This window comes from Mesorhizobium sp. M0522 (assembly GCF_040321085.1).
Taxonomy (GTDB): domain Bacteria; phylum Pseudomonadota; class Alphaproteobacteria; order Rhizobiales; family Rhizobiaceae; genus Mesorhizobium.
Genome location: NZ_JAMYQW010000019.1, coordinates 70644 through 92996 on the forward strand (window position 1 = coordinate 70644; position 22353 = coordinate 92996).

Consider the following 22353-nt stretch of genomic DNA (forward strand, 5'->3'; position numbering starts at 1 on the left):
CGGCTAGAAACGGGCGAAGTGACCTGAGCTCCGAAGTTTGGCTAGCAGGATGATGGCCGTTCCGCGGTGGTCAACCCTCGCTTGCTCACTCAGCGGAGACGCATCCCAGGCAGCCAATTCTGCCACCAAAAGGGCGGTGTCCCCGTTTACCGATGCGCATCTAAGTTGTCCGTTCTTGTCCATCACGATTATTGCTGTGCCGGTGACGCCATATCCAATCGCGGCCATCCGCTGAACGCAGATATCGCCGTCGACACGAACATCGAACAGAACCGACCCTGCGGTTTTCTCCGCAGCGTCAGCCACACGATCACAGAACGGCCGATGCAGGCCTTCGATATTGCCGAGTACAACGCCAACTCAACATGCTGCGCCACCATGGCTGCAAAATGCGCGCCGGCTGGCACAATCGACAATAGGCCAGCTGACTATCCACGCACCAATCGCCCTCCAGATGCCTACATCGCAACTGCGCTCTTGGCCGGCGCTACTTCGCTTGTCCGCGGCATGCCCAAGCCGTTGGAGCGCTCCTCAAACAGATTGCGCATAACATCACAGCCCAAGATGGCCAATAGGACGAACGACCTTGTAATATCGCTTCATTCGTCCTCGCGAGCGCCGCGCTTCTTTTCCACAAGAGTTTCGGCTTGCCGGAAATTAGCGTCTCGGTGGATAAATCCGCATGGCTTTTCGGGTGGGTGCTGGCAGGAAGACTTATGCGCGGGCGAGGATGGATCAAGGCGTTGCGTCAGGACGACGCTCGGCAGGTGCGTGCGCATTGCGAAGCCCGAGCGCGACTCATGGCCGACCAAATGAGGAGCGAGTCAAGGAATGATCCCTGCACGATTTTCGCGAGTCACATTCTTCCTGCCAGTCGAACCGGCAGATTGCGAATTTGGTGGCGAGTATATCTTTTGCATGATATATGAATATCATTCAGAGGATATACAAATGCCGCTCTTCATTCGCGATCCCGACGTTGATGCTTTGGCCGTCGAGCTGCAGCAGATCACAGAGGCGCGTAGCAAGACTGAGGCCGTCAGAACCGCCTTGCGCCACGAGATCGAGCGCAACCGCAGCAGCGTCCCGCTGCGCGAGAGACTGGCTAAGGTCAAGGAAATGGCACGGCGGATCGGGCCGGCCAATCCTGATTTCGACATGAAGGAATTCACTGACGAAATGTGGGGCGACGACTGATGTTCGTCGACGCGTCGGTGATCGTCGCCATCCTCAATGAGGAGCCTGGCGCGGAAGAACTGGAAAAGCGGCTCGCGGCCGCGACCAGGCCGCTGTACGTCTCCCCACTCGTCCGCTTCGAGGCAGTTCAAGGTCTCGCGCGAGCAGCGGCTGAAGCCATCAAGAAGAACGCCAAGCCCCGCCCGACATGTTGGCGCAAGCTCGCGACACCGTCGACGCGTTCATAGCCGAGGTCGCTGGCAAGGAAATCATGATATCCGGCGATATCGGCAATCGCGCGATCGAAGCCAGCATGAAATACGGCAAGGCTGTGGGGCACAAGGCCGATCTCAATTTCGGGGACTGCTTCGCCTATGCATGTGCGAAGGCCCACCGGCTCCCGTTGCTCTCCCAAGGCAACGACTTTTCGCAAACGGATCTGGCTTGAGTTCGCTGAGATCGGTGCCCTCACCCGGCAGGTCAGGGCGAAGCGCGATGACCTTAGCGTTGTTGCGCGGCTTTCGCTGTCGTTCGTCTCGCTTGCTCCGTCTCGGCATGGCCCCTCTCAACGTCATCGTGAGAGGCCAAACTGGCAGAACGGCGCAGCCGAGAACCAGGCGCTACATCCGTTTGGCGATCGGGCAATTCCTTTCCTTTGGTCATTCGAGAAACCTCCGCCCGAAAGACTCAGAACCATCTCCGACACTGAGCAAAATCGTCCTAAGCCACATTGTCGTATTGCTTCATTTGGCATTGCTGCTCCGCCCGGTCAGAAAGCATTCTGATCCGCAAACCTTCTTGTGTCGGAAGCTGGGCAAGAATGTCGGAAGCCCTACCAAAAGGGAGAGAGGGCGGGTCACCGGTACCGAGAATCGGTGCAGCGCAGACGATACGCCAATTCGGCACGCATTTTGCTCCGATTTTTTGTCACGGGGGACGGCGATGGCAGATCTCCGATCGCCCCCGCAGGAGCGGTTCGTGAAGCCGCGCCTTCGTGCGGCAGCCAATGACAGGCGTATCCGCCGGATCGAGCAGTGGAGGTAGGACAGCATGGTCGCGAGGCATTCTGATGCGCGGGAGGGCGGCGGCCAGTACGTGATCGCCGTCAAAGGCAACCAGTCGAAGCTGGCGAAAGCGACGACCAGCGTGTCGCAGGACAGGCAACGGACTGCCAGACGCCGATGGCGTTCAATCGAAGGCCTGATCGCGGGAAGCTCGATCTTATAGTGTTCGCTGACGGATTCGGCAGCAAGATCGCTCGACAGACTGGCCCGGCAGCCAGGGCGATCGAAATCCTCGCTCAGGGCGGCTGTGACCCTTATGTCCCGCCTTGGCGCCGCCGGGCTTCGCCTTGTCCCGACGCTCCTTGCGATCGGCTGTCGTCTCCTCGTCAGTATGGCCTCCGCCGGCTAGATTACGGGCAGGTCGCCCAGACCTTGGGAGTTAAGTTTTACTAAGATCGGTTACCGATTGATCAATGACCCCCTTTTGTCGCGCCTATTTTGGTGCGCTGGCCATCGGAATTCGAATTTCTTCCCGTCTCGCCATGCCAGGCCGAAGCCGTTGTCCGTTGCTAAGGCGAGATCGTCCGGATTCGATGGCCTGCAGTCGGTCACAACGAGGAGTCGCGGATTGCCCTCTTGCTTCTGATGGTAGTCGAGCAGTTGGCCAATTGCGGCCCGTATCGCGAAACGGATCGTCAGCGGGTCGGTCGGCTTGATCTCTGCCAGCACCGGTCCGAATTGCGCGTCGTGATAGCGGACATCGACCCATTCCATGTTGGGTACAACTTGCGTGGCGTTGGACGCTTTGAGAAACGCCTCGAAAGCCGACTGCAGGTGATGATGCTTGGGCGTAATTTGGAATTCATTTTCCTGGAGGTAGCGGGTGTATGGATCGGTGGCCGTTCCAGCGCTTTTCCTCCCTTTGCCCCTAGGTGGAGGCGCATTGCGGACGCTCCGGTCCCGCACGTCGTCGAAATCATCCGTCGATAGCCACGCTAAGATTGGATGCGAAGATGGCAGCCTTTCGGCGATAATGGCCAAGGCTTGATCAGGCCTCACCGCTTGGTAGCTCCCATGCATCTTGATAATTGCCTGCCGAGGCGGCGACGGAGGTTTCGAGGGTATGATGTCGTCAGGGATGATTAAAATCGACGGGCTGAACCAGACGAAGTGCGATTGTGGACAACGCCATTGGACCCATTCGTACGCATCCTCCCAATGGGCGTCGAAAGCTGCCTTGTTCTTCTTGAGGCTTTTGATCCCGGGTAACTTCCAGAGTGCATTGCCGTTCCTACGCAGATCCAGCTCTTTGGCAATTGCCGCTCGATCGTTCTCATCATTCTGATAGATGGCGCATGCGGCACCTACAGCATAGAACTGACCGTCCTTCATCGTCGTCATGATGATGCCGAGGTTGCCCTCGTCGGCATAACTGAACATTCGGCCTTTCCCTTGGGTGTGAAAAACTTTCCAGCCCTTCCAGACCCAATCGGACCGACCATTCCATTCCTCGTGGCCATAGCCATGAACTCCGGCATAACCGCTCGACGTGGTTCCGCCGGTGGGGCCGAGATAGCCATTGCTGTTCCAAACGACTGGCTTCAACACGACCATCTTACCCATGCGGAGCTCCTCGATGATCCAAACCGACAAAAGTCGGCAAACAAGAGTTCAACTGGCGGAATATCAATGCCAAGGCTCTATGGGGGCGTCGTCTCGAGTACTCGGTCCAAGTCGAGACATCGAGGATGAGCCGATATTTGTCTCTCACCCCTTCGAACATCAGGCGGTCGCGCGGAACACGAACTGGACGCCGACTGCCTTTGGCCTCCTATCGTTTCTGCTCTTGAGCTCGTCTAAGGCCCGCTGAACACAGGCTGTGAACTGCCGCATTCTCGCGTATAAGTGCCACGCGACATCGACTTCCCTCAATTGATCAAGCATCCGGTGCAGTTCGGGGCGCTCCCATCGACCGCCGGAAGCTTCCTCTTCAAAGATCCGTTCGCAACCGGCATCGGTGAGCGCCTTGATCTGCGCCTTCTTGGACTGCTCGTCGCCTTTGCTCACCCGGGCATAGCCGATCAGCATGGAGCTTCCTTTCGCAAACGGTCATTTATGGAAGGCCGAGGGTGTCCACGAGAATACAGGTGCGGAGCCTTTCATAATCCTCTTTCATTATGGCGCCGTAAGGCAAGCGGTTTGTGAAGGGATGAACGATGCCGGGATATCGATGACGAAGACGCAGCGGGAGAAGCTTCCGGTGCAGCCTGACAAGGCGTGGGCGTGCCTTGTACCGTTCGGGAGGAATCGACCATGCGAAAGCTCTTGCCCGGCCGGGAGCGAAGATTTAGCGCTCCTCGCGCAGCAACTTTGAACAACGCAGACGTTCCTTCGCGTCGCGAGAGGGGAGAGTACCTGCCGGCCCAAATTGACCAAAGTTTTCAAGGGCCGGATTGACGACATTTCCATCGTATCCGAAGCCCCCGATCTCGGAACGCTTTTCCATAAACTTTTGGAAAAGCGACCAATCCCCCTGCTTGAGCGCTTGTCTCGTTCCGGACCATCCCAACGAGCCAGAGAGCCATATATGGTCCACCAGCCCCTGGCGCTTCATGTGGTGTCCGACCGTGCCCGATCCGTAAACGCCAACGAGATAACGGCCAGCCAACGCATTCCGCACACTCCTGAAGTAGGGTGCTATCCGTGCAAGATGCTGTGGTGTGTGGTAGTCCCAATCGACTGCAAAATAGATTCCGGAGCCTTCGGGCTGTCCCAACGCGGCGGCCAGATCAAGCGCACGACCGGAGTCTCGCTCTCCAGCCGCACCATGCAAGTCTCTGATATTGCCGCCCGAGCCACCCCGCTGCTCGAAGGCCACAGCTACCGATATTCCAGCACCATGAAGGGCGGCGAGTTCCTCCCCTGTCAGACATTTTGAGGGAAATGGTGTACTATTCCGATGGTTGTAGTACCGGATTACTGTATTGACACCAGATTCTGCCAAGCACACAGCAAAATCGCCGACGTTCTGCGGGACGTCGATAATATCGTGCATAGTCCGTCTCCCCGAAGGCCGAAATTATATGGAAAATGCGCAGTTTATACGGTCACCTCGCCCTCCCACGCTATTTCTTCGCGCAGCCTTTTGATGTCATTTCCCGCAGCCACCAACGCGGCGCAGACGCAATCAGCTATACCTCTGTTTGCCCCTCGGTCTGCTGCAGAATGTCGCTACGTCTCTGACTGTGGGACCGCCGGCTGGAGAACAAGCGCAGGTAGTACGGTGAGTCGCTCGGCGAGCTGAAACGGCCGAAAACCTGCGCGATAATGGATTGCGTTTGCTTGTTTGACAGGTTCAGCGATGCGGAGAGCAATATGGAGGTGATGGCGAGACTGTCAGCGCTTCCAACTTCGACCACGGCAAGGCAGGTTAAAGATAGACGGACTTCCGCGGAGTCGGATTGATCTAGGACGAGGCAATTGAACGCCGTCGGTTCGCCGTGTTTGCTCAGATAGCTACGGATTGCCTTTGCCAGACCGACGCCAGCTTCATTGCCGTCGGCGGCATTCGCGCAAATTGACGCAAAGGCACTGGGCAATTCCGCCACGTCCATCGTGCGGTTCAGCGTTCTTGAAGTCGTGGCGGTTTCCACCTGGTTCGGTACCATTTGCGCGGCATTCTGCCATGTTCGAGAATCCAGAGTCCGGGTTGGGTCTTCGAATAGTTTCTGGACTATGGCAGAGCAAATCCTCTCCGCCTCGAGCGGTTGGCTGCTCTGCGGGCCGATCACCAGGAAAAGGCCCGCAGCTGTTTTTGCGAATGGGTTCATGTCTGCTTCCCTATGGAAGCGGGACCGGAGTTCGCCGGCACCGGGGGCGCGACAGAGCATCGGTAGTTCGCAAGGGCTTACCGGACCGCTCTATCGCATCCATGATGCGGGCGACGTTCGTCCAAATCCACGCTATTGGTTGGGTGCGCTGCTTTCGCGATCAAAGGCCTGACGATCAGACCTGCGGCTTGATGTCTTGTTGCGGCGTCGAGCCACCGTTGAAAAAGTTCTTGGCCTTCTTGAACTGGTCGGTGGAGTTCTTATTCACAAGCTCCTGGAAGTTTTCGTGATCGGGGCCGCCTTTGCGGATCCGACGGGTCTGAACGAGATTGGTGACCTCGGCATAGTCCATGTCGACGCGGACGTAGTGGGTCGACGAACAAGAGGATTTCAGCTCGAGGAAGTGCTCTTTGAACTCGATCTGCCGCAGAACGATTGCTCCGTAGTCGTAATATCCGCCTGCCCCATTATCGAGAAGGTAGCTCTGGTAGGTGCATGTCAGCGCCTTGTATCGCTGCGCCTTGCCGTTTGCACTGAAGGTGAGATTCCCCATTTCTGTAAGGAAGGACTGGAAATCCAGCAGCAACGATGCCCCGTCGGTAATGATCGCCTTGGCAATCAGCGAGAGGAAAGTAGCTGAGACCGACGTCCCGGCCACCTTTTTTGAAAAACTCTTCAGTTTTTGCCCGCCCATAGAGAGATCTGGAATGTTGCCAACAACATCGGTCCATGTGTTGATATCAAGCTTCTGTGCATCGATGTTCGCATAATGGGTATGGATGTAGTCGTTAATAATTCCTCCTATTGCCAGTAGATTGTCCTGATTCTCATTGAGGGTGCCGCTGTACGTCGGATCTTCGGTTTTTTGGCCGATGAGGTGAAACTGCACTGTCCCTTGAGCGTTGGCGATCGTGTCGTCACTGGGGGGCGCAGCATCTAACTGGGCCAAAACAAGGGGCTTGGCGTAGAAAAATGCGGACGCCGCCTCATAGTGTTCTTTGGAATAGCGCTGTTCATGCTCTTGAACATTCACTGAAAATGCGTTCGACATGCTTTATCCTCCTGCTGTGAGACATGAGCGTTGGTGCGAGAGCTTAAGGTGCCCAAAGCGCGGAAACGCCTCGGAGATGAGATGATCTTTGCGTGCCCGCGTCGCCTTATACCAATTCGCTCCGGCCCCCACCTTTGCGTTAGGCAGGCTTTTCTCTGCGCCGTATCATTTTGCGATAGCGCAGTGGCGAGAGGCCATGAAACGCCTTGAAGGCTGTGGAGAAGTTGTTGCTGTTCTCGTAGCTGAAGGATTCGGCGACCTTGCCGATGCTTTCATGCCCGTTACGCAACCGGTCAGCAGCCTCCGTCATCCGGTAGCGCCGTAGCCAAGTCATTGGCCCGCAGCCAAACGATGTCTCGAAGCGGGTGGTGAGCGTTGTCCTGTTGGTCCCCACCATTCGCGCCAATTCGACGAGGGTGATCTGCTGATCGACCCGCTGCGCCAGCAGACTGCATGAATTCTGAACGATCGGATCGGCTGAGAAGAAAGGCGGGGTAGAACGCTGCGCGAACTGAACGATGCAGGCGGTAAGTCTGCGCAGAACTTCCTGCTCGGTGAGCGGCCACAACAGGTAATCGGAATACCCGTTGGAGAAGACCGCTTGTCGATCCAGGCTCTCTTCCAGAACCAGAGCCAGTTTGACAGGTTCGGGCGAGAGCTTCGCACGCCCGTGCTTGTCGTGAATCGGTTCGCGACAATCGACGATGACGATCTGCGCGGAGCGCCCTGCCCGCAATAAACGGTGATCAAGGATATCGATCTGCCTCAGAGAACTCGCGATTAGTGCCAAGGACTTGCATGCTTCGGGGTCCGAGCCAAGATATGCTGCCAGCATGCAGGCACCTCACAGACACCATGGGAAGCTGGCCTGTGGAAGGCTTGGCGCGGCCGAATGGCGGTCGAAGAGAGGCGGTTTTTGGCCTGTATATAGATGGCTGGGCGTATGATACCTTCTCGTCTGGCCCTGTTGCCTCGCTTCAAATTGTCGAAACCGGCACGGTTTCAATGCGCTGGCACAGCAGAGCCAGCTTCCCCTCCCAACGGGCGAGCAGGGCAATAAACTTTTTCCGTCATATCCTGACGATAGCCCCGGATTCGGATCACGTTTCTTCCCTAGGCGACTCATCAGTCATTTGCCTTCCCAGTTGGGATATTTTGCTCTGTTCCCGCCGCCGCGGCGACGGCGATCTCGTGGCGCAGCCAACGATGCTCCGGGTCGCGATGGGAACGCTCGTGCCAAATCAGCGCGACTTCATAGGGTGTCAATTGCACAGGCGGATCCATGATCGCTAGCGGCAGCAAGGCGGCGATCCTGGTCGCGACGCGGCGTGGTACAATCAACAGCAGATCGGTCGCCGCGATCGCCAACGCGGCCGTCAAGATGTTGGAAACCAACACCGGATCGCGACCCTGGAGATCTAACTTGACCAGTTCGTCATGCACCCGGCCGAAGCCGTCTTTGGAGTCCAAGGCAATGGCTGCGTGGCGCAAGGCCGCGAAGCTCTCGATTGTCCATTCCCGCGCCAGGGCTGGATGGTCGTGGCGCAGCAGGCAGGCAAACCGGTCGGAGTAGAGGCTGCGCCTCAAGTATCCGGGCGGCGAGGCGCTAATCTGCCCTATAGCCAAATCGATCTCGCCTAGCTCAAGCCGCCGCATCGCGCCGGAGAGAAGCGGATCGATGACGACGTCCAGATGAGGCGCGTGCTGGCGCAGCCGGGGCAGGAGCCGCGGCAGCAGGACCAGTCCTTGATGATCGGGCATCGCCATTATCGCCTTCGATCGCCAATTGGCTTGGGCAAGACTGCCGTTCACTATCCCGCGGATCGCATCCAGCACCGGCGGCAGCATTCGGCTCAAGCGTTGGGCCTGCGGGGTCGGAACCAGGCCCATGGAGCCGCGAACCAAAAGATCGTCGTTGAAAATGCCACGCAGCCTCCTCAACGCTCGGCTCATCGAGGGCTGGCTCAAGCCCACGTGTCGAGCCGCATGCGTGACGTTGCGGTGTTCCAGCAGCGCTTCGAGAGCAAACAGCAAGTTCAGGTCAATCGACGCCAGCATTTGCCGCTGCCGTGTGGCGCGAGGTTCCGCGACAAACGGCTGCGTCCGCTTTTTTGAAGTTTCGCGACTGCAAGCGAGCTCATCCACGGCCTTCTCCTCTTGTCTTAGTAAGCGGTGTGCTCGCGCTAAGCGTCAGCACATTCGGCATCGCTCAGCGAGGCCGAAATGCTGCCTGATTCACTTGGTCGCGGTCAGCCTCATGCTGGCGAAGCCAGGCCCAGGAACGCGGCAAAGCTCAGCGCTGATCCAGGCCTAAGAGAAAGTCGTCGCACCAGCGATAGACGTTGTATTCGCGGAGCCGGCCGATCATCGCACGCCAACGATCGATCCGCTCATCCAACTGCATGTCCAGGGCTTCTTCGATGGCCTTCGCCATCGCTTCCGGATCGTAGGGATTGACGAGGATCGCTCCGCCTAGCTCTCTGGCTGCGCCGGCAAAACGCGAAAGCACGAGAACACCTGGATTCTGTGGGTCCTGTGCGGCGACATATTCCTTAGCTACAAGGTTCATGCCGTCGCGGAGCGGCGTGACCAGGCCGACGCGTGCCATGCGGTATAGACCGGCGAGCTCGCTGGGTCCAACGGACCGGTTGATGTAGTGGACGGGCATCCAATCGATCGTTCCGAGTTCGCCATCAACGCGCCCCACCCGCTCGGCGACGTCCTTTTGCATCGCCAGATATGCCGGTATTTCCGTGCGGGATTTCGGTGTGATCTGCAGCAGTTGCGTCTTGCCGATGCGGTGGTCGTTGCTCCGCAGGAAGCGGTCAAACGCGACGATGCGCTTCTCGATGCCCTTCGAATAGTCGAGGCGGTCGACGCCGATCGCGACTTTACAACCGGCAATCCTCTGAGAGGGCTCCTGCAGAGTCTCGCTGCGCGCCGCCTGCTCGGCCAGTCGTTCGAACTCGGCCGTGTCGATGCCGATCGGAAAAACGCCGCAGCGAAACACACGTCCATAGGCTTGGCACACACCGTTTGTGATGGGGTCCGGTAACCCCTGACGGCGCAAGCATTCGGCGAAGTTACTAAGATCGTCATCGGTATGAAAGCCGACGAGGTCATAGCACGAAAGCCCGCGTAGCAAATCATCATAGTGCGGTACGGTGAAGAGGATGTCCGCCGCCGGCCACGGAATGTGCAGAAAGAAGCCGATCTTATTGCCGCAGCCGAGGTTCCGCAGTTCTTTCGCAAGCGGGATCAGGTGATAGTCGTGCACCCATATGACGTCGTCGTCGCTGATGAGCGGCTGCAACAGCTTTGCAAAGAGTCGGTTGACGCGCTGATATCCGGACATTCGTGCTTCGGAATACTCGGCGAGGTCGACTCGGCAGTGGAAAACCGGCCAAAGAACCCGGTTGGCAAAGCCGTAGTAATAATCGTCCAAATCTGTCTGCGAGAGATCGGTAAGCGCATAACTGATCCCGCGGGCCTCCCGGCGTGAGATCGGCCCTGACGGGTCCTCCCCGGCTTTCACCTTCCCCGACCAGCCCATCCATAGGCCGTGCCTTCGCTGGAGCGCAGCGCTCAGCGCAATTGCCATCCCGCCTGGCGGCGGGGAACCATGCTCGTCGGGCAGCGAAACCCTGTTTGAGACTACGACCAGTCTACTCATCTCCACTCTCCTGCTCTCGGACATCCCGCCGTTCATGAAAGCTCCGCCCCCTGAGCGATCTGCACAATAAGACATGCAAGTTCAAAAGAAAGAATAGCATGGATCTAGAAAGGGGATTGGAATTATATAAAGGGTTGATCATCATAAGTTTCCTATAGACAGCGGAATTGACATCAAGGCGAGTTGTGCGTCTGATCAATAAATCTCGACGAATCCATACGAATGTCAACTTTTCAGCGATTTAAATTGAAACAAAGCTGAACTGAATTGGAGCCGCCGGGAGAGGAAGTTGGGTGCAAAAGCGCTCCAGTGATGGTGCCAGAGGACCGGAGCGATACGAATCTCAGCGGGGATAAACCCGGTCTGCCGAACGAGTGGTGGCAGAGGACGGACAATCCATCAAAAACTAGCAGGCTTTGGGGGCACTGTTGCGCAGCAGGAACTCCGCATAGGACCTATTTGTCTGCGCTATTCCGCAATACGCCTGATGAAGATTGTCCCACCTGCTGAGCGTCACTAATTTGACTACCGTCCCCGGCAGCCCAAGCTGCAGTCAACAGGAAGTGACCATGAAGAACATTCTCATTGTCGGTCAGGACGCGTCGACGAGAGAACCGCTTATGGGCTTCTTGTCTAAGCATGAGTTTAACATCAGAGCGGTCGAAAACCGCCAGCAGGCCGCCAGCAATATGGCTTCTGAAGCGATTGATCTAGCAATTGTCGACCTGAGCTACGGCCGAGAGGACGGTTTGCAGTTCGTTCGAGATTTCGCTGCCAAGAGGGATCTTCCGATCATCATCGTCAGCGGTGACTACGTAGATGAGGCCGACAAGGTGGTTGGCCTCGAAACCGGCGCCCGCGATTACATCACCAAGCCCTTCGGGCTTACGGAGTTCCACGCCCGCGTGCGCGCCGCTATGCGCCAGCGGCCGGAGCGTGACCGAAATACCATCTACCATTTCGATGACTGGCGAGTTAGCACCAAGCGTCGGAGCTTGCGCCGGGGAACGGATCCTGACGTCAAGCTCACCGCCGGCGAGTTCAACCTCCTGATGGCCTTTCTCAAGAACCCAGGTCGGGTCCTTTCACGTGAGCAGCTTCTGATGGCGACCCGTGTCTATGATCAGGAGGTCTATTACCGCAGCATCGATGTTCTTATCGTCCGCCTTCGCCGTAAGCTGGGACAGGGCAAGTCGCCGCGCCCGCAGTACATCCGCACCGAGCGGGGCGCGGGGTATATTTTCGACAGCGTCGTGAATATTGAGGAACTAAGGACGCGCCGTGGTTGATGGACGGGCAAGATCGCGCGGGAAGCGAACGTGACCCAGCACCACTGCAGCGCTTCAGAATATCACGAATAGGGTCAGGCTTTGCCTTCATAGGAATGGCCTCCAGCCACCTGGGCACCTCGTACTACCGGCGTTTCGCGGACCGGTAGGGCCGCGCTGATTTCTGCGTGGTCTGATGACGGCGATCGCTTCGGAGTTGGTTGTTGAGATTGCCGATTTTGGCATCGCGGTGGCGGTTTGCGCCGCCTTCGCCGTCATGCGGGCGCAGTTCGCCCCTGGTGCCATACGGGACTGTGGCACCAACCAGACTCGAATGGACTTATGTCTCGGGTGGCGATTACGAACTCGCGAGCAGCTGCTGTGGCGGCGACGTAACCTTCGGCCTTGCCGATCACTTTACCAGTCGCTTTCGCCTGTACCATCAGACCGGCATATTCGCGCGAGGCATCCAGGTCGCAAGCAAGACGCGATTTCAAATAAGGGGCGTCTCGCGGCGCCGACAAGGTTTCGGGATTTTCCGCTCCTCGCAGGTCGGTAGTGACTGTTGCATACGTGCAACTCAAGCGCGAAGAGTTATCTCAAGGGCAACACTATTCTTGAATTCGGCGGTCAGAATGCGAGTAATCAGCCAAGCCCGCCCGATCGAGTCTTCTCGCTACGGGCCACCAATCAACCTGGGACGCCCCTGTGAGTGCCGATACCATTGCTGACGCAGTGAGCCGGGAGAGCCTCTCTTCCCATACCTCCGCATTAAACCCGAGACCACTGTGCCAGCCCAGCGTCCTCCGCCGGCTGGCAGCAAGATGACGGCTGCCAAACGATGGGGCTCCGTGCTCTAAAAATAGAAAATGACGTGTGGTCTACTGCACACCGGGCTTTTGCCTGTGATCGCTGCCAAGCCATCGGTGGTCTTGGTCGTGACGAAACCGCATGCGTATGTTTGCCCGCTGTGTCTAGACGGCGATCCTGCCGAGCAAACTGAGCGTTTTGACTAACATTCTCGGCAAGCTTAGAAGGAGTGGTTCGCCCGATAACAACAAACCCCGAAAATACCTCGCTCATTGTCCGGACCACGCGCTATCTGCATCGTGGAATTTCCTTTCATGAAGAAAACAGCGGCAGTTTTTAATGAGAGATGAAGTAACCGATCTTTTAACTGAGTTGGCCCTTTGGGCGGATGTGGTGATGAAATCGGAAAGGGGCGACAGAATTAAAATTTGCGCCGCCTACGACGCCGGTCTGCAGCTAATAGCTGAGCGTACTACGCCCGGGTCTCCGCCCCGACCGGGCATTGAAGCTTGCATCCTGCAGCATGAGAAACTGAAGGCTGCCGAAGACATCAGCTGCGTAGGTTGGATACTGGCCGCGATCGCCACGCGTGTTGGGGAACGAGATCTTCCAAAATGGGAGGAAACTCAGAAGGTCATTGGCGCCACGGTTCGGTTGCTTAGTCGCTACCGTCAAACTCGCGTTCATTGAAGCCATGGCCGCGTCGGCGGCATGGCATTACAATGCTGTCGAGCATTCCCTGTAGCGTTGCACGGACGATGACGCTGGTAGTTTACGGCTGTATGAACTGAGTGCCTCCGTCTCCGGCTGCGTCAGAAAACAGGTAAGTCAGTCGTTGTCGGGTTGGAAAAGAGGAAGGGCGCTGGAAAAGCGGGGCCAACCCGCCTCGCTTGCACACAGCCTGCGTTTTGCCAGCTCCTCAACCGCAACGTGCTGTCAATCTTCGTCTTGCCATGTCTTGAACGCCGAACTGTTCACGCCATTGGCGCCGCTTTGTCATCCCGTGCCCCGAAATGAGGCCGTCGTTCGAACGATATGCGCAGTTGCTTATCCGCCAGAAACCGGCGAGCCAGATCGGTGTCGCGCTTACCCACGCGTGACACCCAGTCCGAAAACAGGCGAACCGCGCGCCGGTTCATATGCCGCGAAGGACAGACCAGCCAGTATCCCGGAAACTCGATGACCTCGAACTCTATCGAGACCGGAACCAGAGAACCCGACACCAGGTCCTCGAATGCGATGGATGTGCTTTCCAGGACCACACCTGCACCGTCCTTCGCCAGTTGAACCGACATTGACGAACGGTCGAAACGATAGGGATACGTCATGCGGGCGCCCTGGATACCGTTGCACGGCAGCCAATAATCCCACCGGAAATAGGCCTTCACACTGTCGATCAACCGCGCATGGCGAAGCTGCTCGCGCGGATCCGGTGAGATCGCGCGCAGTTCGGCAAGATAGGAAGGCGAGCACATCGGCAGGATCAGATCGTTGACGACGCAATCCGAATAAAGGCCGGCCCAGCCGCCGTCGCCATAACGAAGATCGAGATCGATGACCTCCGTTTCGAAATCCGAGAAATTGGGCGTGGCGTCGACGCGCAAATTCCAGCTCGGATAGCCCTTGCTGAACTCGGCCAACCGCGGCGCCAGCCATTTCTCGCCGAAGGAAGGACTGACGCGCAGGCTAAGCTGGAAGCTTTCGCGCTGCCGCACAATGGCATTACGCACCTCGCGTATGGATTCGAAAGCCTGGGTCGTGGTCTGGAAGAGCCGCTCACCGTCGATCGTGAGCGAGAGATGGCGCTTTTCGCGCTGAAAAAGCCGCACCCCGAGTTGGTGTTCGAGCAGCCGCAGCTGCTGGCTAACCGCCGAAGGTGTCACCTACAATTCCTGAGCGGCCTTTGCCACGCCGCCGAGCCGCGCAACTGCCTCGAAATGCGTCATCGAATTGAACTTGATGTCTGACCTCGTCCTCGTCAGTTAAGCTCAGCTACACAGAATGTTAAGAAACGAAAATTGAGCCGAATGTCAATCGGTCGCACAGTGGTCCCGGAAGGAGATACAGGATGGAGCCGAGTTCAACCCAAAGCTTGGGTAGCGCCGGCAACGTGCCGGGAGTTGGACAGGTATTGACCAGGAAGCCCCTGATCGAAGCTGCGAATATCGAGAAGAGTTATGGCGCAACCCGTGTCCTGCGGGGTGTGAGTTTTCAGGTCCGGGCCGACGAAATCCACGCGCTCCTGGGCGGCAACGGCGCCGGCAAAAGCACTCTCATCCGCATCGTCACAGGGCTGACCTCACGCGAAGCCGGCGAGATTGGCTTCGCCTCGTCGAAGGCCGACCACAACAGCCCGATCATGGCGGTGGTGCATCAGGAGCTGGCGCTGTTGCCCGAGCTGTCCGGTCGCGGAAAACATCGGCATTGTGCATGCAAAGGCGGGCTGGTCGCAGATCAGCCGTCGCCGCATGCGGGAAATCGCGCTTGGCGCCCTGCGCCTGATCGACCCGGCGATCGGCGAAGAGATCATCGATTTGCAGGTGCGCAAATTGTCCCTCCACGAAGGCCAGATCGTAGAGATCGCCCGCGCACTTTCGACCGGAGCGGAAGTGCTGCTTCTCGATGAGCCAACCGCCAACCTGACAGCCGGCGAGACGGTCAAACTCTTCTCGGTGCTACAGCGGCTGGTGCGAGAAGAAGGCATTGGTATCGTCTTTGTTTCTCACCGTATGCGCGAAATCCGCGAGCTATGCGATGTCTGCACTATCTTGCGGGATGGCGTCACGATCGCGAATGCCACGCCCCTCGCCTCGCTCAGCGACGCGGACATCATCCAGCAGATGGGCCAACACGCGCAGCGTCCAGCAACCCATCGCAAACCGCAAAAGGGCCTCCGACAGAGCGCACCGATCGAGCTGCTGGGCCCAGACGACGTCAGGATCGCGATTTTGTCCGGGACCATTTTGGGACTGGCCGGCGCACCGGCGGGCCCGACCGGCCTCATTGCTCCCCTTGTGGGTGCCGGACCCGCAGCTGGCTGGCGCCTTTCGGGCCGGGGTTTTGGGGACCGTTTCTCGTCCCCAGCGGCAGCGGCGCGGGCCGGTATCGGCTTTGTTTCGGGCGACCGCGCAACCAAGGGGATCCTTTCGCAGCTGCCCATCGTCGATAACGTGCTTGCAGCACGCAGGGTTCGCGAGAGGCGGCGGATCGTAGCCGCAGCCGAGCGGCAGGAATGTCACGGCCTCGTTTCGGCGCTGAAGTTGAAAGCCGGTTCGATCTGGGACCTGCCGGCTTCGCTGTCCGGCGGCAACCAGCAGAAGCTTCTCGTCGCACGCTGGCTTGGACTGCCGCTCAAGATGGTGGTGCTGGAAGAGCCGACGCGAGGCGTCGACATCGGCACCAAACATGACATCTACGCCCTGATCCGGGAGATGGCCGACGCCGGCACGATCATCGTCTGGTGGTCGACCGAGAATGTCGAACTGCTTGAGCTTTGCGACGCCATTTTCGCCTTCGACACCGATGGGCAGCCGAAGGGATTCCTGCCTGAAGAGCACTTCACCGAGGAGGGGCTCGCCGAACTGACGGGGATGGCGGCATGACCGACGCAACCAACGGCACCACCACCACGAACAAACTCCGGACCACCACGTCGCGCGTCCCAGTAGTTCTCCTGTCCTACCGCACGGAAGCCGCGATTGCCGCTGCGATCGTCGTCCTGGTGTTGGCCGTCGGCATGTTCGTGCCCGCAGCACTCAGCATGGGCAATGTGCAAAACATCATCCAGGCCGCCGCGCCTCTCGTAATCATGTCGCTCGGTGTTTTGCTGGTCGTCATTACCGGCGGAATCGATCTTTCGGTCGGTTCAGTCTTTTCCCTGACCGGAATGGTGACCGCGCTGGCGATGGCCAGTGGCGCTGACGGACTGACCGCGAGTGCTGCCGGCCTGGCGGTCGGCCTTGTGTTCGGCTCGATCAATGGTCTTCTGGTCACGGTCGTCGGGCTCGCGCCTTTCGTCGTCACGCTCATCACCTACGCGGTGGCGGGCAGCCTTGCCTTCATCGTCACGAATGGTCGTTCGATGCCGATCGGCGCGCCGGATTTCTGGCTCCTGAATTCGGGCGAGATCATCCCAGGCATCCCGAACCATCTTCTGTTCTGCATCATATTGATGATCGCGCTGGAATACGTTTTGCGCAAGGTCGTGCTCGGACGCTGGTTCTATGCCGTCGGCTCGTCGGCAATTGCTGCCCGGCTGCTCGGCATTCCGGTTCTGCGCATCAAGTTTGCAGCCTATGTCGCTTCGGGCCTGCTTGCCTCTTTCGCGGGGCTGCTGACCGTCAGCTACATCCTCAACGCCGAAGCCACGGCAGGGGCGAGCTTGATGCTGCAGGCGATTGCCGCGGTGGTCATCGGCGGCGCCAGCCTCTTTGGCGGGACGGGCAGCGCGATCGGCGCCGTGCTGGGCGCGCTGATGATCACCTGCATCCAGAATGGCGTGAACCTCATCGGCGTGAACAGCTTCTGGCAAGGCTCAGTCACCGGCGCCGCGATCCTGCTCGCGGTTCTGATCGACCGCTTCAGCAACAAGAACCGACTCTAGATCATCAACGGGAGGAACCAAGATGAAGTTGAAGACCATACTACTTGCAGCGTTGGCGGCGGCCGCCATGTCCAGCGCATCACACGCGCAGGACAAGAAGACCGTCGCCTACATCGCCCCGTCGCTGGACATCTCCTACTGGCAATGGGTCGGGTACGGCGTGAAGGAGAAGGCCAAGGAACTCGGCATGGACTATGTAGAGTACACCTCAGAAAACTCACCCGCCAAGCAGATGGACAATGCGCGGACCGCCGTGACCAAAGGCGTCGCGGCCATCGTGATCGGCCCCGTCAGCTCGACCTCGACACCTCCGCTGCTCGACTATCTGGCGAAGCAGAACGTGCCGATCGCGTTCGCCGGCATCGGGCCGCAACCGGGCCTCACCAACTATACGTCCTCGGTCACCGCGAACAACTATGAGACCGGCAAGGCGCAGGGGAAATTCACCTGCGAGCTCGCCAAGGAGCGTGGCGGCAACAAGGTTGGCATGCTGTCGCTGCCGCAGGACCGGGAGAATGCACAGAAATACCTCAAGGGCGCCAAGGAGGCGTTCGCGGCCGCAGGGTGTGACCTCGTCCAGATGCTGGAGACGCGTGGCCTGACGATCAACGAAGCCGTCACGCAGGCAAATGACCTCTTGACCGCCAATCCCGATGTCAAGGCCATCTACGGCATGTATGACGAAGCCGGCAGCGGCGCCGCCAAGGTGGTCGAGACCCGGGGCCTCACCGGCAAGATCGGCATCACCGTGGCCGACGGCTCGCCGACCACGATCGCGCTGCTCAAGAAAGGAGCGATCCAGGGCATCTTCTTCCAGGAGGCGGTGGGCCAAGGCATCGACGGAACCCAACAGGTCTACAACGCACTGACGGGCGCACCGGTGACCCAGGACCTGGCCTTGGTCATGCCTCTTGTGACCGCCGACAAGGTCGAGAGTCCTGAGGCCAAGAGGGTCATCGCCCGCGTCTTTCCGCCGAGCAACTGACCGCCACCCAATGGACCCCGAGCGAGGAATCCCGACCGTGGCCGAGCTGCCGTTCATCGATCCGCACCATCATCTGTGGGATCTGGAGACCAACTACTATCCGTGGCTGACCGACGGGGTTAAGCCGTCAGCTTTCGGTGACTACGAGGCGATCCGCAAAAGCTACCTTCTCGACGACTATCTGGAAGACGCCAGGAACCAGACCCTGGTGAAATCGGTGCACTTGGACGTAGGGTTCGATCCCGGCGATCCGGTTGGGGAGACGCGCTGGCTGCAGGAGATCGCCAACAAGCGGGGCTTCCCCCACGGCATCGTCGGCTATGCCGACCTGTCCATACCCGATGTCGGCGACCTCCTCGACCGCCACATGGAATATCCGAACTTCCGCGGCATCCGGCAGTCGATGAATTATCATCCCGACCCCGCCAAGACCTATCTGGCGCGGCCGGAGGCCAGTCGTACGCCCGAATGGCGGCGCGGCTTCCGGGAGCTGGCGAAGCGCGGGCTGAGCTTCGACCCGCAGCTCTACTATCCGCAGATGAGCGAGTTCCTCGAACTGGCGCGCGACTTTCCGGACGTGCAGATCATTCTCAATCACACCGGCATGCAGGTCGACGGCGCCGAGCATTTTGGCGCCTGGAAAAAAGGCATGCACCAGTTAGCGCAAGCGCCGAACGTCGCCTGGATCTCGGGCCTCGGCATGGGCGACTGGACTTGGACCACGTTCTCGATCCGTCCTTATGTCGAGGAGGCGATCGCAGCCTTCGGCGTCGGCCGCTCGATGTTCGCGACGAACTTCCCCGTCGACAAGCTGTTCTCGAGCTTCGACGCCATTTTGAACGCCTTCAAGGAAATTACGATCGCCCACCCGCACGAGGAGCGGCTCGCGCTGTTCCATGACAACGCCGCCCGGTTCTACCGACTTTAGATCACCGGCAAACAGAAATAGCAGGAGAGTTCGACTTGTTGCTGAAGGGCAAGGCCGTGGTGATTTCGGGGGCGGCGAGCCCCCGGGGAATTGGCCGCTCCACGGCAGCGCTGATGGTACAGCACGGGGCTCGCGTTGCAATACTCGACCTCGATGACGGGCAAGCGCGTGACGCCGCTGCGTCGCTTGGACCCGACCATATCGGCCTTGCGTGCAACGTCGCGGACCTCGACGCCTGCAAGAGGGCGGCGGCGCAAGTGACAGAAACCTTGGGCAGGATCGATGTGCTCTGCAACAATGCGGGCGTCACGCAGCCGGTCAAGACGCTGGAGATCAGCGCGGCTGACTGGGACCGCATCCTCGATGTCAACCTACGCGGCGTGCTCCATCTCAGCCAGGCATTCATCCCGAACATGCGCGAAAATGGCGGCGGCTCGATCATCTGCATGTCGTCAGTTTCGGCCCAGCGCGGCGGCGGCATCTTCGGTGGCCCGCACTATTCGGCTGCCAAGGCGGGTGTTCTGGGGCTTGCCAAGGCCATGGCGCGCGAATTCGGTCCCGAAGGCATCCGCGTCAACTGTGTGACACCGGGCCTGATCCAGACCGACATCACCGGCGGCAAACTGACCGACGCCATGCGCGCCGACATCATCAAGGGAATCCCGCTCAGCCGGCTGGGCGACGCGCGCGACGTCGCCGGCGCCTATCTCTTCCTGGCGTCCGATCTGGCCAGCTACATCACCGGCGCCGTGATCGACGTCAATGGTGGGATGCTGATCCATGGCTGAGTGGACAACGGATCTTGAGATGCCCCGCGCTGGCAGCAATGTCAGCCTGGCCGAACGAGCTTATCGTATCCGCCGACATGCCGTCCGGATGAGTCAAGTCCAGGGCCAAGGTTATGTCGGACAGGCGCTGGGTGTCGCCGACGTGCTTGCCGTCGCCTATTTCCATGCGCTTCGCTACCGGCCGGACGACACGCTGTGGGAGGGACGCGACCGCTTCCTGCTGTCGATCGGACACTACGCCATCGCGCTCTACGCGGCGCTGATCGAAGCGGGCGTGCTGCCGGAGGAAGAGCTCGAGACCTATGGCAGCGACGATAGCCGCATGCCGATGTCCGGCATGGCGGCATACACGCCCGGCATGGAGATCACCGGCGGCTCGCTCGGTCACGGCCTTGGCATTGCCGTTGGCATGTGCATGGGGCTGACGCGCAAGCGGAGCGACAGTTTCGTCTACAATCTTTTGTCCGACGGCGAGCTCGGTGAGGGCTCGACCTGGGAAGCCGCGATGTCGGCCGCCCACCACAAGCTCGACAATCTCATCGCCATCGTCGACTTCAACAACCAGCAGGCGGACGGTCCGTCGACGGCCATGCTCTCCTCCGAGCCGGTGACCGACAAGTTCGAGGCGTTCGGCTGGCACGCGCAGCGCGTCGACGGCAACGACATCAAGGCGGTTCGCGAGGCCTTCGACATGGCGCGCGGCCTGAGGGAGCCTCGTCCGCGTGTGATCGTTTGCGATACGCGCATGGCCAAGGGCGTGCCGTTCCTGGAAACCCGCGACATCACGCATTTCATCCGCGTCGAACCGCACGAATGGGCGCTGGCGCTCGAAGCTTTGGAAAAGGGACGTCCGCGTTGAGGTTGTCAAAGTTCGCGCCGCGCCACGCCGCCAATGCCGGTGAGCGCAAGACCACATCGGCGATGATCGCCTCGATCGCGCCCGATGGCGTGCCGACACGCAATGCGCCGTTCGGGCACACCCTGGCCAGACTGGCGCACCAGCGGCCCGGGATCGTCGGAATGACGGCAGACCTCGCGAAATACACCGATCTCCATGTCTTCGCACAGGAGCATCCGGACCGCTTCTATCAGATGGGCATGGCGGAGCAGGTGCTGATGAGCGCCGCCGCCGGCCTGGCGCGGGAGGGCTTCACGCCCTTCGCGACGACCTATGCCGTCTTCGCATCGAGGCGGGCCTACGATTTCATCTGCATGGCGATCGCCGAGGAGAAACTCAATGTGAAGATCGTCTGCGCCTTACCGGGGCTGACGACCGGCTACGGCCCCAGCCACCAGGCGACGGAGGACATCGCGATCTTCCGCGGGATGCCGAACCTGACGATCATCGACCCTTGCGACGCGGTCGACATCGAACAGGCCACGGAGGCGATCGCGGACTACAACGGGCCGGTCTACATGCGGCTTTTGCGCGGCAAGGTCCCTGTCGTGCTCGACGAGTACGATTACACATTCCAAATCGGCAAGGCACGCCTGTTGCGCGAGGGTGAGGATGTGCTGTTCATTTCAAGCGGCCTGATGACCATGCGCGCGCTGGAGGCGGCGAAGGCGCTTGAAGCCGACAGGATCGGCTGCGCCGTTCTGCACGTTCCGACGATCAAACCTCTGGATACGGAGGCGATACTCGCTGCCGCGCGCCGTTCGGGACGGCTGGTGGTGGCGGCGGAGAACCACACCATCATTGGTGGCCTTGGCGAAGGCGTTGCCGCGCTGCTGATGCGCGAGAGAGTGACCCCAGTCTTTCGCCAGATCGCCCTGCCCGACGAGTTCCTCGACGCTGGCGCGCTGCCGACGCTTCACGATCGCTACGGGATCTCAACTTCCGAGCTCGTGCGCCGCGTCCGCATTTGGAGCGAATGAGAAGTAAGAGCTCTCCCCACACAACAGTTGAGCCATCGACTTGAACTGTGAGCTGGCTAACCCCGCCGCGGTTGTCGCGCTCGTCACAGCGTTGTGGACTAAGGACCTGGGCTTCCCTGATGCCTGTCAATCGGGCACATCCTGCGCGGCACTGATTGAGCACCGGCCTCCTGTTCAGATGCGGCTGGACGAGCTGTCTTCCAGTGGTAAGGAGAGAACTTCCTAGGATCTTGAACACACATCGAGGGCATTCGAGGACTTGGTGTCAGGCCCCCTGGTGCCGGTCTCCCGCGAGTTCGACGTAAGCAAGTTTCGGGATGTTGGCTCGTCTGTCCTTCGCGGCATATGGACCGGCGCGC

At 59.4% G+C, this 22353-nt stretch carries 19 protein-coding genes and 3 pseudogenes; 12 read left to right on the plus strand and 10 right to left on the minus strand.

Annotated features, from left to right (window positions below; translation table 11 throughout):
• Positions 1-3: 3 nt before the first annotated feature.
• Positions 4-380 (minus strand): annotated as a pseudogene (locus NKI58_RS35585) (hypothetical protein).
• 571 nt (positions 381-951) lie between these two features.
• On the opposite strand from NKI58_RS35585, the gene NKI58_RS20265 reads away from it, so the two are divergent.
• Complete coding sequence (locus tag NKI58_RS20265; protein WP_352496689.1) at positions 952-1197, plus strand: type II toxin-antitoxin system VapB family antitoxin; 246 nt, start codon at positions 952-954, stop codon at positions 1195-1197.
• Positions 1197-1624, plus strand: a pseudogene (locus NKI58_RS20270) (type II toxin-antitoxin system VapC family toxin). Before NKI58_RS20265 ends, NKI58_RS20270 begins: the two are co-directional and overlap by 1 nt.
• Positions 1625-2639: 1015 nt before the next feature.
• On the opposite strand, the gene NKI58_RS20280 reads toward NKI58_RS20270, so the two are convergent.
• The 8 genes from NKI58_RS20280 to NKI58_RS20315 all read right to left on the minus strand — a co-directional run bounded on the left by NKI58_RS20280 (position 2640) and on the right by NKI58_RS20315 (position 10734).
• Positions 2640-3803: a hypothetical protein gene (locus NKI58_RS20280; protein WP_352496688.1), complete on the minus strand. Its 1164-nt coding sequence runs from the start codon at positions 3801-3803 to the stop codon at positions 2640-2642.
• 159 nt (positions 3804-3962) lie between these two features.
• On the minus strand, positions 3963-4268 hold the full coding sequence (locus NKI58_RS20285; protein WP_352496687.1) for a recombinase family protein: 306 nt from the start codon (positions 4266-4268) through the stop codon (positions 3963-3965).
• 259 nt (positions 4269-4527) lie between these two features.
• Positions 4528-5235: a DUF1906 domain-containing protein gene (locus NKI58_RS20290; protein ID WP_352496686.1), complete on the minus strand. Its 708-nt coding sequence runs from the start codon at positions 5233-5235 to the stop codon at positions 4528-4530.
• 136 nt (positions 5236-5371) lie between these two features.
• On the minus strand, positions 5372-6010 hold the full coding sequence (locus tag NKI58_RS20295; RefSeq protein WP_352828330.1) for a glutamate acetyltransferase: 639 nt from the start codon (positions 6008-6010) through the stop codon (positions 5372-5374).
• A 175-nt stretch (positions 6011-6185) separates the two neighbouring features.
• Positions 6186-7061 carry an Evf family palmitoylated virulence factor gene (locus tag NKI58_RS20300; RefSeq protein WP_352853660.1) on the minus strand — a complete coding sequence of 292 codons (876 nt, stop codon included), beginning with the start codon at positions 7059-7061 and terminating at the stop codon, positions 6186-6188.
• 139 nt (positions 7062-7200) lie between these two features.
• The gene (locus NKI58_RS20305; RefSeq protein WP_031195139.1) at positions 7201-7896 is read right to left on the minus strand and encodes a helix-turn-helix domain-containing protein; all 696 of its coding nucleotides are present in this window, start codon (positions 7894-7896) and stop codon (positions 7201-7203) included.
• Positions 7897-8186: 290 nt separating this feature from the next.
• A complete protein-coding gene (locus tag NKI58_RS20310) occupies positions 8187-9119 on the minus strand; it encodes a LysR family transcriptional regulator (protein WP_352842855.1) in 933 nt (310 codons plus the stop codon).
• A 235-nt stretch (positions 9120-9354) separates the two neighbouring features.
• On the minus strand, positions 9355-10734 hold the full coding sequence (locus tag NKI58_RS20315) for an alpha,alpha-trehalose-phosphate synthase (UDP-forming) (RefSeq protein WP_352517952.1): 1380 nt from the start codon (positions 10732-10734) through the stop codon (positions 9355-9357).
• A gap of 569 nt (positions 10735-11303) precedes the next feature.
• Between NKI58_RS20315 and NKI58_RS20320 the strand changes: the two genes are divergently transcribed.
• Both NKI58_RS20320 and NKI58_RS20325 read left to right on the plus strand, forming a co-directional pair.
• Complete coding sequence (locus NKI58_RS20320) at positions 11304-12023, plus strand: winged helix-turn-helix domain-containing protein (protein ID WP_352853661.1); 720 nt, start codon at positions 11304-11306, stop codon at positions 12021-12023.
• A gap of 1128 nt (positions 12024-13151) precedes the next feature.
• The gene (locus tag NKI58_RS20325) at positions 13152-13502 is read left to right on the plus strand and encodes a hypothetical protein (RefSeq protein ID WP_352828336.1); all 351 of its coding nucleotides are present in this window, start codon (positions 13152-13154) and stop codon (positions 13500-13502) included.
• A 284-nt stretch (positions 13503-13786) separates the two neighbouring features.
• Here the strand turns inward: NKI58_RS20325 and NKI58_RS20330 are convergent, their stop codons facing one another.
• Positions 13787-14695 carry a LysR substrate-binding domain-containing protein gene (locus NKI58_RS20330; RefSeq protein WP_352853662.1) on the minus strand — a complete coding sequence of 303 codons (909 nt, stop codon included), beginning with the start codon at positions 14693-14695 and terminating at the stop codon, positions 13787-13789.
• Between the two features lie 185 nt (positions 14696-14880).
• Between NKI58_RS20330 and NKI58_RS20335 the strand changes: the two are divergent.
• The 8 genes and pseudogenes from NKI58_RS20335 to NKI58_RS20370 all read left to right on the plus strand — a co-directional run.
• Positions 14881-15168, plus strand: a pseudogene (locus tag NKI58_RS20335) (ATP-binding cassette domain-containing protein); the annotation flags it as partial.
• A gap of 70 nt (positions 15169-15238) precedes the next feature.
• The gene (locus NKI58_RS20340; protein WP_352853664.1) at positions 15239-16414 is read left to right on the plus strand and encodes an ATP-binding cassette domain-containing protein; all 1176 of its coding nucleotides are present in this window, start codon (positions 15239-15241) and stop codon (positions 16412-16414) included.
• On the plus strand, positions 16411-17415 hold the full coding sequence (locus tag NKI58_RS20345; RefSeq protein WP_352853666.1) for an ABC transporter permease: 1005 nt from the start codon (positions 16411-16413) through the stop codon (positions 17413-17415). Before NKI58_RS20340 ends, NKI58_RS20345 begins: the two co-directional genes overlap by 4 nt.
• A 22-nt stretch (positions 17416-17437) precedes the next feature.
• Positions 17438-18400 (plus strand): substrate-binding domain-containing protein, encoded by a 963-nt coding sequence (locus NKI58_RS20350; RefSeq protein WP_352853668.1) that lies wholly within the window; start codon positions 17438-17440, stop codon positions 18398-18400.
• Positions 18401-18437: 37 nt separating this feature from the next.
• Positions 18438-19328, plus strand: a complete 891-nt coding sequence (locus tag NKI58_RS20355; protein ID WP_352853670.1) for an amidohydrolase family protein — start codon at positions 18438-18440, stop codon at positions 19326-19328.
• A gap of 35 nt (positions 19329-19363) precedes the next feature.
• Complete coding sequence (locus tag NKI58_RS20360; RefSeq protein ID WP_352853671.1) at positions 19364-20116, plus strand: SDR family NAD(P)-dependent oxidoreductase; 753 nt, start codon at positions 19364-19366, stop codon at positions 20114-20116.
• A 19-nt stretch (positions 20117-20135) separates the two neighbouring features.
• Positions 20136-20975: a transketolase gene (locus tag NKI58_RS20365; protein WP_502898834.1), complete on the plus strand. Its 840-nt coding sequence runs from the start codon at positions 20136-20138 to the stop codon at positions 20973-20975.
• Positions 20972-21994: a transketolase family protein gene (locus tag NKI58_RS20370; RefSeq protein WP_502898833.1), complete on the plus strand. Its 1023-nt coding sequence runs from the start codon at positions 20972-20974 to the stop codon at positions 21992-21994. Before NKI58_RS20365 ends, NKI58_RS20370 begins: the two co-directional genes overlap by 4 nt.
• The last annotated feature ends 359 nt before the right edge of the window (positions 21995-22353 follow it).

Coding starts and splice junctions, on each gene's coding strand:
- NKI58_RS20325 (WP_352828336.1), top strand. CDS start 13,152: ATGAGAGATGAAGTAACCGATCTTTTAACTGAGTTGGCCCTTTGGGCG.
- NKI58_RS20295 (WP_352828330.1), bottom strand. CDS start 6,010: ATGAACCCATTCGCAAAAACAGCTGCGGGCCTTTTCCTGGTGATCGGC.
- NKI58_RS20345 (WP_352853666.1), top strand. CDS start 16,411: ATGACCGACGCAACCAACGGCACCACCACCACGAACAAACTCCGGACC.
- NKI58_RS20290 (WP_352496686.1), bottom strand. CDS start 5,235: ATGCACGATATTATCGACGTCCCGCAGAACGTCGGCGATTTTGCTGTG.
- NKI58_RS20315 (WP_352517952.1), bottom strand. CDS start 10,734: ATGAGTAGACTGGTCGTAGTCTCAAACAGGGTTTCGCTGCCCGACGAG.
- NKI58_RS20280 (WP_352496688.1), bottom strand. CDS start 3,803: ATGGGTAAGATGGTCGTGTTGAAGCCAGTCGTTTGGAACAGCAATGGC.
- NKI58_RS20285 (WP_352496687.1), bottom strand. CDS start 4,268: ATGCTGATCGGCTATGCCCGGGTGAGCAAAGGCGACGAGCAGTCCAAG.
- NKI58_RS20350 (WP_352853668.1), top strand. CDS start 17,438: ATGAAGTTGAAGACCATACTACTTGCAGCGTTGGCGGCGGCCGCCATG.
- NKI58_RS20265 (WP_352496689.1), top strand. CDS start 952: ATGCCGCTCTTCATTCGCGATCCCGACGTTGATGCTTTGGCCGTCGAG.
- NKI58_RS20310 (WP_352842855.1), bottom strand. CDS start 9,119: ATGCTGGCGTCGATTGACCTGAACTTGCTGTTTGCTCTCGAAGCGCTG.
- NKI58_RS20305 (WP_031195139.1), bottom strand. CDS start 7,896: ATGCTGGCAGCATATCTTGGCTCGGACCCCGAAGCATGCAAGTCCTTG.
- NKI58_RS20365 (WP_502898834.1), top strand. CDS start 20,136: ATGCCCCGCGCTGGCAGCAATGTCAGCCTGGCCGAACGAGCTTATCGT.
- NKI58_RS20320 (WP_352853661.1), top strand. CDS start 11,304: ATGAAGAACATTCTCATTGTCGGTCAGGACGCGTCGACGAGAGAACCG.
- NKI58_RS20300 (WP_352853660.1), bottom strand. CDS start 7,061: ATGTCGAACGCATTTTCAGTGAATGTTCAAGAGCATGAACAGCGCTAT.